The sequence below is a fragment of the Streptomyces sp. YJ-C3 genome, assembly GCF_053891275.1.
Window position 1 is genome coordinate 6,875,115 of sequence record NZ_CM132685.1, and the last position, 12,754, is coordinate 6,887,868.

Sequence of the window (12,754 nt, forward strand, 5' to 3'; positions counted from 1 at the left end):
CCTTCGCCGTACGCCCGGCACCGCCGGTTCACAGCGGCCGCGAAAAGGCCCTGGCCCGGATCGCAGAAACGATCCGGGCCAGGGCCTGAATGAACGCCGACGCCTTTTCTCAGGCGCTACAGGGCGCCCCTAGTTGTCGTCCTCGTCGATGAGGAACCCGCGCATCGGCGACGGGGCCTGCTGCATCGGCTGCGGCGCCTGCGGCCGCACCGGTGCCATCGGCTGCGTCATGGCGGGCGACATCTGCTGCTGGCCACCGCCGTACGACGGACCGCCGGCCTGCTGGTTGCCACCCATGCCCTGGTTGCCGCCGTAGGACGGCGCACCCGCACCGGCCGGAGCCATCGAAGGCGCCGGGGACGGCGGCAGGGACGCGGTCGCCGGGGTACGCGGCGGGGCCAGCGAGTCGTCGGCCTGGGTCTCCAGCTGACGCAGCTGCGACTCCAGGTAGGACTTCAGACGCGTGCGGTACTCGCGCTCGAAGCCGCGCAGGTCCTCGACCTTGCGCTCCAGCGTGGCGCGGGCGGACTCCAGGGAGCCCATCGCGACACGGTGCTTCTCCTGCGCGTCCCGCTCCAGGGCGTCGGCCTTGGCACGGGCGTCACGCTCGAGGCCCTCGGCGCGGCTGCGGGCCTCGCCGACGATCTTGTTGGCCTCGGAGCGGGCCTCGGCGATCGCCTGGTCGGCGGTCTGCTGGGCCAGCGAGAGGACACGGGCGGCGCTGTCGCCACCGGGACCCTGACCGGGCTGCGGCATCTGCGGACCACCGTGGCCGCCCATGGGACCGCCCATGGGGCCGCCCAGCTGGCCCTGACCCATCGGGCCCGGACCCTGACCCATCGGACCCTGACCCATCGGGCCCTGGCCCATCGGACCGGGACCCTGCGGGCCGGGTCCCTGCGGACCGTGGCCACTGGGACCGGCCGGAAGCTGCGGGGCACCGCTCGGCAGCTGCGGCGGACCGCCCATGGGGCCGCCCATCTGCTGCGGCGGGCCCGATATGCCGGCGGGCACGGGGGCGCCCGGACCGCGCATGCCCTGCGGGGGACCCTGCTGGTCCTGCGGACCGCCCTGGCCCTCGGGGCCACCGGGGCCGGGGCCCTTGCGCATGCCGCCCTGCTGCTGGTTCTGCGCGGCGGCACGGGTGGCTGCGGCGAGCTTCGCGCGCAGGTCCTCGTTCTCACGAAGGAGACGGGTCAGTTCGGCTTCGACCTCATCGAGGAAGGCATCGACCTCGTCCTCGTCATAGCCTTCTCGGAGGCGGACGGTCGTGAACTGCTTGTTCCGCACGTCCTCGGGGGTCAACGGCATCTCTTCACCTCAACGTTGTCGTCGGCATTCGGCAAGACCGTATCGTTCACAGCCGGCTCACGACGGAGATCAGGATGTAGACGATGATCATCAGTACGAAGAAGGACAGGTCGAGCGCCACGCCCCCGAGACGCAGCGGCGGGATGAACCGCCGCAGAAGCTTGAGCGGTGGATCAGTGACAGTGTAGGTGGCCTCAAGAACGACCACCATCGCCTTGCCGGGTTGCCACGAGCGGGCGAACTGGAAGACATAGTCCATGACCAGCCGGAAGATCAGCACGATGAGGAAACACATCAGCGCGATGTAGACCACATCCAAAACCACGCCCATGTCGGCGGTTCCCTCTCCCCTGTGTCTCGTGCCTCGTGACTAGTACTTGGCTAGTCGTCGAACTAGTACTGCGTCTCAGCTCTGGTTGAAGAACCCGCCCTCTGCGATGCGGGCCTTGTCCTCCGCCGTGACATCGACGTTAGCAGGAGACAACAGGAACACCTTCTGGGTCACCCGCTCAATGCTCCCGTGAAGACCGAAGACGAGACCGGCGGCAAAGTCGACAAGTCGCTTCGCATCGGTGTCGTCCATCTCCGTCAGATTCATGATCACCGGAGTGCCCTCGCGGAAGTGTTCCCCGATGGTACGGGCCTCGTTGTAGGTCCGGGGGTGCAGTGTGGTGATGCGGTACGGCTCCCGCTCGGACACGACCTTGGGCATGATCACCGGTGCGTTCTTCTCCAGGCTCTGACGTTCAGGTGTGATGGATGCCACGGGGGCGATTCGCGCCGGACGTCCGGATTCAGCGGCGAGCGAAGCGGGCTGGCGCACCGGCTCCCGCTGTGCGGGCGGCTGCACCACTCGTACCGATTCGTCCGTTTCTACCGCACGGGAACCATGTGACTGATGCGACGGTTCGTGCCGCCGCCGGTCACGCTCGGGCTCCGGGTCGAGCTCGGGTTCGAAGTCGTCGTCGGGGTCGAACCCCCGGCCGTCGTACCCATCGTCCTCCACGAGGCCGAGGTAGACCGCCATCTTGCGCATCGCGCCGGCCATGCTCTGAGTCCTCCGCTCTGTGGTGGATCGGCTGACGTCAACCAAAGTGCCCGCGATCCACGTGATCTCCCCGCCCATCAGCGAGAATGACCATATTTTCGGCTGTGGTCCGACTTCTTGGCGACGTTACCCGAGCCTGGGTCGGACTCCGAGTACCGCAGTACCGACGCGCACATGTGTCGCTCCGGCCGCCACGGCCTGCTCGAGGTCCGAACTCATCCCTGCCGAGACCATGTTCGCAGCCGGATGGGCCGCGCGCAGGGCAGTCGACAAATCCATGAGGCGCTCGAACGCCGCCTGTTGCCGCCCCGCGTAGGCCCCGGTGAGCGGCGCGACGGTCATCAGTCCGTCGAGCCGCAGCCCCGGAGCCTCGGCCACGCGTGCGGCCAACTCCTCCACCCCACCTGTCCCTACGCCCCCGCGCTCACCCCGGCCGTCGTCGTCCGCGTCGAGCGCGACCTGGATCAGACAGCCCAGCTCGCGCTCGGCCCGCACGGCCTCCTTGGACAGCGCCGTGACGAGCTTCGCCCGGTCCACGGACTGCACCAGATCGGCATAACTCACCACGGAGCGGACCTTGTTGGTCTGCAACTGACCGACGAAGTGCCAGGTGAGCGGCAGGTCCGCGCAGTCCGCCGCCTTGGGCGCGGCATCCTGGTCGCGGTTCTCCGCCACGTGCCGCACACCGAGCTCGGACAGGATCCGGACGTCGCTCGCGGGATAGGTCTTGGTGACCACGATCAGGGTCACGTCCTCGCGCTTGCGGCCGGCCGCGACACACGCGGCGGAGATACGTTCCTCCACCCCAGCCAGGTTCGCGGTGAGTTCTTCCTTACGTCCCTGAAGGTCCGTCATGTCGTATCAGTCCAGCCAGACATAGCCCGCGAGCCGGCCGGTGACCTTGTCGCGTCGGTACGAGAAGTGGTCGTGCGACTCCAGCGTGCACACCGGCGACTGCTCCCGGTCGCGCACCCCGAGCCGCTCCAGTTGCGCGTGCACACCGGCGGTCACATCGACGGCCGGAGTGCCCCAACTGGTCTCGGCGTACGCCGCGGGCTCCACCGCGGCGACCTCGGCCCGCATCTGCTCCGGCACTTCGTAGCAGCGCCCGCAGACCGCGGGCCCGGTGCGGGCCACGATCCGGGCGGGATCCGCGCCGAGCTTCACCATCGCCTGCACGGCGGCGGGCACGACCCCGGCGATCATGCCGGGACGTCCCGCGTGTGCGGCGGCAACGACACCGGCGACCGGGTCCGCAAGGAGCACGGGGGTGCAGTCGGCGGTGAGCACGGCGAGGGGGAGCCGGCGCCGGGTGGTGACGATGGCGTCGACATGCGGAACGTCGGCGTCCGTGGCCCAGGGCCCGTCCACCACCGCGACGTCAGGTCCGTGCACCTGGTTCATCCAGACGACCCGGGTCGGTTCGAGGCCGAGCCCCTCGGCGGCCAGCTCCCGGTTGCGCAGTACGGCCTCGCGGTCGTCGCCGACCGCCCCGCCGAGATTGAGCTCCTCGTACGGAGCGGCGCTCACCCCGCCCCACCGGTCGGTGAAGGCGAAGTGCGCGCCACTCGTAGAGGTCACAGCGTCACGCTGTCCTATCACTGCCGTGAAGTTCCCATCGGGCTCAGGAACGTCACTTCAGGAAGTCCGGGACGTCCAGCTCCTCGGCCTGGCTGTCCGGGTAGGACGGCCGCGGGACGTGGGGCGGGTTGACCGGGGCGACGGGCGTCTCGTTCACCGGCGCGGGCGCCTCGACCGGCTCCGGGGACTTCTGCTCCTCGCGCGGCGTGACGCTGCCGAGGCTGCCGAAGGTCGGCCGCGAGGGCTCGGGGGCCGGCGCCGGACGGGAGGCCGGCGCCTGTTCCTCGCGCTTGGCGGACGACGAGCCGATGACGTTCTCCCGCTTCGCCGGCGGCTGTCCGCCGTCGAAGCCGGCGGCGATGACGGTGACCCGCACCTCGTCGCCCAGCGCATCGTCGATGACGGCGCCGAAGATGATGTTCGCCTCGGGGTGCGCGGCCTCGCTGACCAGTTGCGCGGCCTCGTTGATCTCGAAGAGACCGAGGTCCGAGCCACCGGAGATGGAGAGCAGCACACCGCGGGCACCGTCGATGGACGCCTCCAGGAGCGGCGAGGAGATCGCCATCTCCGCTGCGGCCACCGCGCGGTCGTCGCCGCGGGCCGAGCCGATGCCCATGAGGGCCGAACCGGCCTCGGACATCACGGACTTGACGTCGGCGAAGTCGAGGTTGATCAGGCCGGGCGTGGTGATGAGGTCGGTGATGCCCTGGACACCGGAGAGCAGGACCTGGTCCGCCGACTTGAAGGCGTCGAGGACCGAGACCTGGCGGTCCGAGATGGACAGGAGCCGGTCGTTCGGGATGACGATGAGGGTGTCGACCTCTTCGCGGAGCTCGGCGATGCCGTCCTCCGCCTGATTGGCCCGGCGACGCCCCTCGAAGGTGAACGGCCGCGTGACCACGCCGATCGTCAGGGCGCCCAGCGAGCGGGCGATGTTGGCCACGACGGGTGCGCCGCCGGTGCCGGTGCCGCCGCCTTCACCGGCGGTGACGAAGACCATGTCGGCCCCCTTGAGGACCTCCTCGATCTCCTCGCGGTGGTCCTCGGCCGCCTTGCGCCCGACTGCCGGATTGGCTCCGGCGCCGAGGCCGCGGGTGAGTTCACGGCCGACGTCGAGCTTGACGTCCGCGTCGCTCATCAACAGGGCTTGCGCGTCGGTGTTGATGGCGATGAACTCGACGCCCTTGAGACCGACCTCGATCATCCGGTTGATGGCATTGACACCACCGCCGCCGACACCGATGACTTTGATGACTGCGAGGTAGTTCTGCGGTGCTGCCACGTCGAAGGCCTCTCGCCTCGAGTTACGTGTCGCCGCCTCGCGTTCTACCGATGCGACGACTGATGTCGAATGGGGACGGTCCGGACTACTAGTCGACTGCCGACCCGAACCCTAACGCTGAAGTTTAGGGTTACCAGTGTGTCTGTTCCCTGGACTCTTCCGAACCTGACACTAAGTCGACAAGTGGCGCCCGTTCAACGAACACGCCGAACCTCCCGTTTTTCTTTTCACCCTATGTGATCAGCCGTAGCGCTGCCCAACCAGGGTGCTGGCCTGCGCTGATGTGCGTCAACTCCCTGATGACGCAGGCGCGGTGGGGACACTCACGTCGAAGTGCCGGGCCTTGGGGGCGGCTTTCATGAGGGCACCGAGTACACGCGCCTTCGTATCCCCCTTCTCGGCACTTCCCCATACGACCGCGCGCCCGCCGGTGAGCTCCAGCGAGATGTCGTCGTACGAACGGACCTTGACGGCACGGGTGTCGCGCGCGACCGCCTTCGGGAGCCGGCCCGCCACCCGGACCGCTTCACGCACCAGCCGGTCCGGCCCGAAGCGTCGCAGACTCGCCGCCGCGCCCGTCCGATCCGGCGTCAATTCCAGCCGGGGAACGCCCTTCAAGGGCTTGTCGACCGTCGCGAAACGAACGCCTTCGCGGTCCACTTCGACGAACTTGCCCGCATTTCCGCTGTCTTCGACAATCAGAACCGGCTTGCGTTCCGCCACTTTCAGCCCGATTCCGTGCGGCCAGGAACGCACGACGTCGACCGAGTCGATTCGCGGCAATGTGCGGCGCAGTCGGTCCTCAATGGCGTCCGTGTCGACGGAGATCAGCGGAGCGCCGACCGGTACCGCCGCGGCCTCGCGCAGCTCCGCCGGCGTGAGGACGTCCGTCCCCGCGGTCGTGACGCGCTCGACGCGCAGCCACTGCGATCCGTACAGGAGCCAGGTGCCGCCCGCCCCGATCAGGACGAGCAGCACTCCGGTCACGACAAGGGCCCGGACGCTCGGCCTCCGCAGCCGGCGGAGAGGAGGGGGCGGGCCGGATTCGGACGCCTCGGCTTCGTCTCGTTCGCCGCGGTCCGCGGTGGTCGGTCCGGCCACGCTCCCCTGCCTTCGTGTCGTACGCGCCTAGCGGCGTGAGTTGATCGCCTCGTACACCATCCCGACGAGCAGGTCGTCGGCGTCCCGGCGGCCGAACTCGGAGGCGGCGCGGGACATCTCGTACAGCCGGTGCGGGTCGGCGAGCACGGGCAGGACGTTGCCCTGGACCCACTCGGGGGTCAGCTCCGCGTCGTCGACCAGCAGGCCGCCGCCGGCCTTGACCACCGGCTGGGCGTTGAGCCGCTGTTCGCCGTTGCCGATGGGCAGCGGGACGTAGGCGGCCGGGAGCCCGACGGCGGAGAGTTCGGCGACGGTCATCGCGCCCGCGCGGCAGAGCATCATGTCGGCCGCGGCGTACGCGAGGTCCATCCGGTCCACGTACGGTACCGGGATGTACGGGGGCATTCCCGGCATCTGCTGAACCTGCGGCAGTTCGTTCTTCGGGCCGACCACGTGCAGGATCTGGATGCCGGACTGCTGGAGCAGCGGCGCGACGCGCGTGACGACCTCGTTCAGGTGGCGGGCGCCCTGCGAGCCGCCGGAGACCAGCAGCGTCGGCAGGTTCGGGTCCAGGCCGAACGCGGCGCGGGCCTCGGGGCGCACCGCGGCCCGGTCCAGCATGGCGATGGTGCGGCGCAGCGGGATGCCGATGTAGCGGGCGTCCCGCAACTTGCTGTCCGGGGTGGAGACGGCGACCCCGGCCGCGTACCGCGAACCGATCTTGTTGGCGAGGCCCGGTCGGGCGTTCGCCTCGTGCACGACGATCGGCACGCCGAGGCGCTTGGCGGCCAAGTAGCCGGGCAGGGCGACATATCCGCCGAAGCCGACGACGGCGTCCGCCTTCGTGCGCTCCAGGATCTGCTCGGCGGCCTTGATGGTGCCGCGCAGCCGTCCCGGCACGGTGATCAGTTCAGGGGTGGGCTTGCGCGGCAGCGGTACGGCGGGGATCAGCGCCAGGTCGTAGCCGCGCTCCGGGACGAGACGGGTCTCCAGGCCGCGCTCCGTGCCGAGCGCCGTGATCCCCACGGTCGGGTCCTGCCTGCGCAGGGCGTCCGCGAGGGCGAGCGCCGGCTCGATGTGGCCGGCGGTCCCCCCACCGGCGAGTACGACATGCACCGAAATTCACCGCTCTCCGGACGTACGCGCCGTGGCGCGCCGTCGCATCGTGTTCCATCTCATCCGTGGCTGCCGCATGGCGAGGGCCGCCCGAGCCGCCGGTTCGTCCCGCGCGAACGCGATCAGAAGTCCCACGGCGAACATGGTCGGCAGCAGCGCCGACCCCCCGTACGAGAACAGCGGGAGCGGAACTCCGGCGATCGGCAGCAGGCCGAGCACCGCGCCGATGTTGACCACGGCCTGCGCCGTGATCCACGTCGTCACCCCTCCCGCGGCGTATCGAACGAAGGGGTCCTCCGTGCGTCCGGCCACGCGGATACCCGCATAGCCTAGAGCCGCGAACAGGGCGAGCACCGACAGCGTCCCCGCCAGGCCCAGTTCCTCACCGGTGATGGCAAAGATGAAGTCGGTGTGCGCTTCGGGAAGTTGACCCCATTTTTCCACACTCGCGCCCAGGCCGGAACCGAAGAATCCGCCGGACGCGAGGGCGTAGATCCCGTGCAGCCCCTGCCAGCACATGTCGTCGGGTCCCGCGTCGGCGCGGCCCAGGCACGCGAGCCGCGCCATCCGGTTCGGGCTGGTCTTGATGAGCATGACGCCGATCGCGCCGGCCACGGACAGCACGCCCACGAACAGCCGTGTGGGGGCGCCGGCCAGCCACAACAGGCCGAAGAGGATGGCGGTCAGCAGGATCGCCGTGCCCATGTCGCCGCCGAGCATGATCAGGCCGAGCAGCAGGAAGGCCATCGGGACCAGCGGCACCAGCATGTGCTTCCACTGGGTCAGCAGCCGCTTGTCGTGCTTGCGCGCCAGCAGGTCGGCGCCCCACAGGATCAGCGCCAGCTTCCCGAACTCACTGGGCTGCAGCATGAACGGGCCGCCGAGCGAGATCCAGTTCTGGTTGCCGTTGATCGACACTCCTATCCCCGGCACCTGGACGAGGACCATCAGAAAGACGCTGACGGCGAGGATCGGGTACGCGAGCGCGCGGTGCAGCTTCACCGGCATCCGCATCGCGAGCACGAGCAGGATCGAGCCGATGACGGCCGCGACGAACTGCTTGCGGAAGAAGTACGAGCTGGAGAGCCCCATCTGCAGGGCCGTGATCATCGAGGCCGAGTACACCATCACCAGGCCGAGGCCCGTGATGAGCAGGGCGGACCCGAGGATCAGGTAGTACGCGGTGAGCGGCCGGTCCCAGGCACGGCGGGCCTGCGTGTACAGGCGGCGTACGGGATTGGCGCGCGCCCGGTAGACACGGCTGGTCTTTCTCGGCGGGGCCGAGGGGCGTTTGGTGGTGCGGGCGCTGCTACCGGCCATTGCCGCTCCCCCACGGTGAGCCGTACGGCTGTACCTGCTGCGCTGCCACGTTCCCCTCCCGAGGGTGCCCGGCGTCACCGGGCACCCGGGGGTCCCGTCAGACGCTGGTGGCGCCGAGTTCGCGGACCGCTTCCGCGAACGCCTCGCCACGCTTGTTGTAGTTGGTGAACATGTCCATCGACGCGCAGGCCGGGGCCATCAGCACGGTGTCCCCCGGGCGGGCGAGCCGCGCCGCCTCCTGGACCGCCGCCGACATCGCCCCAGTGTCGGTCCGGTCGAGGTCGACCACCGGTACTTCGGGGGCGTGTCGCTCCAGGGCTTCCCGGATCAGGGCCCGGTCGGCACCGATCAGGACGACACCGCGCAGCCGCCCGGCGGCACCGGCGACCAGCTCGTCGAAGGTCGCTCCCTTCGCGAGACCGCCCGCGATCCACACGATCGACTCGTACGACGCCAACGAGGCCTGCGCGGCGTGGGTGTTGGTGGCCTTGGAGTCGTCGACGTACGCGACCTCGTCGACATCGGCGACGTGCGCGATGCGGTGCGCGTCGGGAGTGAAGGCGCGCAGTCCGTCGCGTACGGCGGCCGGCTCGACGCCGAAGGCGCGGGCGAGGGCGGCCGCCGCGAGGGCGTTGGCGATGTTGTGCGGGGCCGACGGGGTGACGTCGGAGATCTCGGCGAGCTCCTGGGCGCTCTTCTGCCGGTCCTCGACGAAGGCCCGGTCGACCAGGATGCCCTCGACGACGCCGAGTTCGGAGGGGCCGGGCGTGCCCAGCGTGAAGCCGATGGCGCGGCAGCCCTCCTCGACGTCGGCCTCGCGGACCAGGTCCTCGGTGGCCTTGTCGGCGACGTTGTAGACGCAGGCGACCTGATTGCCTTCGTAGATACGGCCCTTGTCGGCGGCGTACGCCTCCATGGAGCCGTGCCAGTCGAGGTGGTCGGGCGCCAGGTTGAGGACGGCCCCCGAATGGGCGCGCAGCGAGGGCGCCCAGTGCAGCTGGTACGAGGACAGCTCCACGGCGAAGACGTCGTACGCGTCGTCGCCTTCGAGGACGACGTCGACGATGGGCGTGCCGATGTTGCCGACGGCGGCCGTGCGCAGGCCCGCCGCCGTCAGGATCGACGCGAGCATCTGGGTCGTGGTGGTCTTGCCGTTGGTGCCGGTGACGGCGAGCCAGGGTGCGGCGTCGGGGCCGCGCAGCCGCCAGGCGATCTCCACGTCGCCGACCACGTCGACGCCCGCCTCGGCGGCCGCCGCGAACAGGGGCGAGGAGGGCTTCCAGCCCGGCGAGGTGACGACCAGCTCGGTGCCCTCGGGCAGCGTGGCCGCGTCCCCGAGGCGTGCGGAAATGCCCTCTTCTTCAAGAAGGGCGGCCTTTTCGCGGTGGGCGGGGCCGTCGCCGCCGTCCACGACGGTGACCGACGCGCCGAGGCCGGCCAGGGCGCGGGCGGCGCTGAGGCCGCTCACGCCGAGACCGGCGACGGTGATGCTCATCCCCTGCCAGGAACCCTGACCAGATGTCACTTCTTGGCTGCCCATCCTGCGTAGAAGAGGCCGAGTCCGACGATCACGCACATGCCCTGGATGATCCAGAAGCGGACCACGACAAGGACTTCGGACCACCCCTTGAGTTCGAAGTGGTGCTGCAGTGGCGCCATGCGGAAGACGCGCTTGCCGGTCATCTTGAAGGAGCCGACCTGGATGACCACGGACATCGTGATCATCACGAACAGGCCGCCGAGCAGGGCGAGGAGCAGCTCGGTGCGCGAGCAGATCGCGAGACCGGCGAGGGCGCCGCCGAGGGCCAGCGAACCCGTGTCACCCATGAAGATCTTGGCGGGCGAGGTGTTCCACCACAGGAAGCCGAAGCAGGCGCCCATCAAGGCCGATGCGACGACCGCGAGGTCAAGTGGGTCTCTGACCTCGAAACAGGCCGCCGGGTTGGTGAGGGTCTGCGCGTTGGCGCAGGACTCCTGGAACTGCCAGACACCGATGAAGGTGTACGCGCCGAAGACCATCACGGAGGCGCCGGTGGCGAGGCCGTCGAGGCCGTCCGTCAGGTTCACGCCGTTCGACATCGCGAGGATCATGAACAGCGCCCAGACCACGAAGAGCACCGGGCCGATCGTCCAGCCGAAGTCCTCCACGAAGGAGAGCCGGGTGGACGCCGGGGTCTGTCCGCGGGCGTCGGCGAACTGCAGGGACAGCACCGCGAAGGCGATACCGACGATGAGCTGGCCGGCCATCTTCGCCTTGGCGCGCAGACCGAGCGAGCGCCGCTTGACGATCTTGATGTAGTCGTCGAGGAAGCCGACCAGGCCCATGCCGGCCATCAGACCGAGGACGAGCAGACCCGACAGGGTCGGGGCCGCGCCGGTGATCAGCTTGCTCAGGAAGTACGCGATGAGGGTCGCCAGGATGAAGGCGATACCACCCATGGTCGGCGTACCGCGCTTGCTGTGGTGCTCGCGCGGGCCGTCGTCACGGATGTACTGGCCGTAGCCCTTGCGCGCAAGGAGCTTGATGAGCAGGGGCGTTCCGACCAGGGTCAGGAACAGGCCGATGACTCCCGCGAAGAGGATCTGCTTCATCATCGGGCATCGACCCCGCCCTCGAAGCCCTCAAGCAGCGCCTGTGCCACGCTCTCCAGGCCCACCGACCTGGAGGCCTTCACGAGCACGACGTCACCCGGGCGCAGCTGGCTGCGCAACAGGTCGACCGCCGCCTGTGCGTCGGACACGTGCACCGACTCCTCACCCCACGAACCCTCGTTATAGGCGCCCAGTTGCAACCAGGACGCTTCCCTGCCCCCGACTGCCACGAGCTTGCTGACGTTGAGCCGGACGGCGAGCCGTCCGACCGCGTCGTGTTCGGCCAGCGCCTCGTCGCCGAGCTCGGCCATGTGCCCGAGCACCGCCCACGTACGCCGTCCCTTGCCCATGGCCACGAGCGCGCGCAGGGCCGCTCGCATGGACTCCGGGTTCGCGTTGTAGGCGTCGTTGACGATCGTGACGCCGTCCGAACGCTCGGTGACCTCCATCCGCCAGCGGGACAGGGTGCCCGCCTCGGAGAGCGCGAGCGCGATCTCCTCCACGGACATGCCAAGGTCATGGGCGACGGCGGCCGCGGCGAGCGCGTTCGACACGTGGTGCTCACCGTACAGGCGCAAGGTCACTTCGCTGCACCCGGAGGGTGTGTGAAGGCTGAAGGAGGGCTGTCCGTTCTCCGTGAGCCGGACATTCTCGGCACGTACGTCGGCTTCCGCGGCCTCTCCGAAGAGCAGCACCTTCGCCTTCGTGCGCGACGCCATGGCCCGTACGAGCGGATCGTCCGCGTTCAGGATCGCGGTGCCGTCGGCGGGGAGGGACTCGACCAGCTCGCCCTTCGCTTCCGCGATCTGCTCGCGGCCGCCGAACTCGCCGATGTGCGCGGTTCCCACATTGAGGACGACGCCGACCTTCGGGGGCGTCAGGCCCGTCAGGTACCGGATGTGGCCCTTGCCGCGGGCGCCCATCTCCAGGACGAGGAACCTGGTCTCGTCGGTGGCGGACAGGGCCGTCAGCGGCAGGCCGATCTCGTTGTTGAACGAGCCGGGGGTGAAGACCGTGGGCGCCTTGCGCCGGAGCACCTGCGCGATGAGGTCCTTGGTGCTGGTCTTGCCCGCCGAGCCGGTCAGACCGACCAGCGTGGCGCCGAGCCGCTCGACGACGTGCCGGGCGAGCGCGCCGAGCGCACTCCGGACGTCCTCGACGACGATGGCGGGCACGCCGACGGGGCGCGCGGCCAGCACGGCGACGGCGCCCGCGGCGATCACGTCCGCGGCGTAGTCGTGGCCGTCCACGCGCTCGCCCGCGAACGCGGCGAACAGGCTGCCGGATTCGACCTTGCGCGAGTCGATGACGACAGGCCCGGTGACCCGGGCCTGTGGATCCGGTATGTCGTACGTCTGCCCGCCGACGACTGAGGCGATCTCGGCGAGGGAGAGGGCGATCAC

The 12,754-nt window shown here is 69.7% G+C and carries 12 protein-coding genes; all 12 read right to left on the bottom strand.

From position 1 onward, the window contains the following. Positions 1-129: 129 nt before the first annotated feature. Positions 130-1,311: a DivIVA domain-containing protein gene (locus ACVHNB_RS30900; protein ID WP_428955238.1), complete on the bottom strand. Its 1,182-nt coding sequence runs from the start codon at positions 1,309-1,311 to the stop codon at positions 130-132. A 46-nt stretch (positions 1,312-1,357) separates the two neighbouring features. Further along, positions 1,358-1,642: a YggT family protein gene (locus ACVHNB_RS30905; protein WP_188339419.1), complete on the bottom strand. Its 285-nt coding sequence runs from the start codon at positions 1,640-1,642 to the stop codon at positions 1,358-1,360. A gap of 75 nt (positions 1,643-1,717) precedes the next feature. Beyond that, positions 1,718-2,359, bottom strand: a complete 642-nt coding sequence (locus ACVHNB_RS30910) for a cell division protein SepF (protein WP_428955237.1) — start codon at positions 2,357-2,359, stop codon at positions 1,718-1,720. Positions 2,360-2,485: 126 nt separating this feature from the next. Next, positions 2,486-3,214: a YggS family pyridoxal phosphate-dependent enzyme gene (locus ACVHNB_RS30915; RefSeq protein ID WP_456226370.1), complete on the bottom strand. Its 729-nt coding sequence runs from the start codon at positions 3,212-3,214 to the stop codon at positions 2,486-2,488. A 6-nt stretch (positions 3,215-3,220) separates the two neighbouring features. Continuing rightward, on the bottom strand, positions 3,221-3,961 hold the full coding sequence (gene pgeF / locus ACVHNB_RS30920; RefSeq protein WP_428955235.1) for a peptidoglycan editing factor PgeF: 741 nt from the start codon (positions 3,959-3,961) through the stop codon (positions 3,221-3,223). Between the two features lie 31 nt (positions 3,962-3,992). Then, positions 3,993-5,222 (bottom strand): cell division protein FtsZ, encoded by a 1,230-nt coding sequence (gene ftsZ, locus ACVHNB_RS30925; RefSeq protein ID WP_428955234.1) that lies wholly within the window; start codon positions 5,220-5,222, stop codon positions 3,993-3,995. Positions 5,223-5,510: 288 nt separating this feature from the next. Further along, positions 5,511-6,323, bottom strand: a complete 813-nt coding sequence (locus ACVHNB_RS30930) for a cell division protein FtsQ/DivIB (protein WP_428955233.1) — start codon at positions 6,321-6,323, stop codon at positions 5,511-5,513. A 27-nt stretch (positions 6,324-6,350) separates the two neighbouring features. Further along, positions 6,351-7,439, bottom strand: coding sequence for an undecaprenyldiphospho-muramoylpentapeptide beta-N-acetylglucosaminyltransferase (gene murG / locus ACVHNB_RS30935; RefSeq protein ID WP_428955232.1), 1,089 nt, complete (start codon positions 7,437-7,439; stop codon positions 6,351-6,353). A 6-nt stretch (positions 7,440-7,445) separates the two neighbouring features. Then, positions 7,446-8,759, bottom strand: coding sequence for a putative lipid II flippase FtsW (gene ftsW, locus ACVHNB_RS30940; protein ID WP_428955231.1), 1,314 nt, complete (start codon positions 8,757-8,759; stop codon positions 7,446-7,448). 97 nt (positions 8,760-8,856) lie between these two features. Next, positions 8,857-10,299 carry a UDP-N-acetylmuramoyl-L-alanine--D-glutamate ligase gene (murD, locus tag ACVHNB_RS30945; RefSeq protein WP_428955230.1) on the bottom strand — a complete coding sequence of 481 codons (1,443 nt, stop codon included), beginning with the start codon at positions 10,297-10,299 and terminating at the stop codon, positions 8,857-8,859. Next, complete coding sequence (mraY, locus tag ACVHNB_RS30950) at positions 10,281-11,354, bottom strand: phospho-N-acetylmuramoyl-pentapeptide-transferase (RefSeq protein ID WP_428955229.1); 1,074 nt, start codon at positions 11,352-11,354, stop codon at positions 10,281-10,283. The genes murD and mraY overlap by 19 nt, the downstream gene beginning before the upstream one ends. Then, on the bottom strand, positions 11,351-12,754 hold the full coding sequence (locus ACVHNB_RS30955; protein ID WP_428955228.1) for a UDP-N-acetylmuramoyl-tripeptide--D-alanyl-D-alanine ligase: 1,404 nt from the start codon (positions 12,752-12,754) through the stop codon (positions 11,351-11,353). The genes mraY and ACVHNB_RS30955 overlap by 4 nt, the downstream gene beginning before the upstream one ends.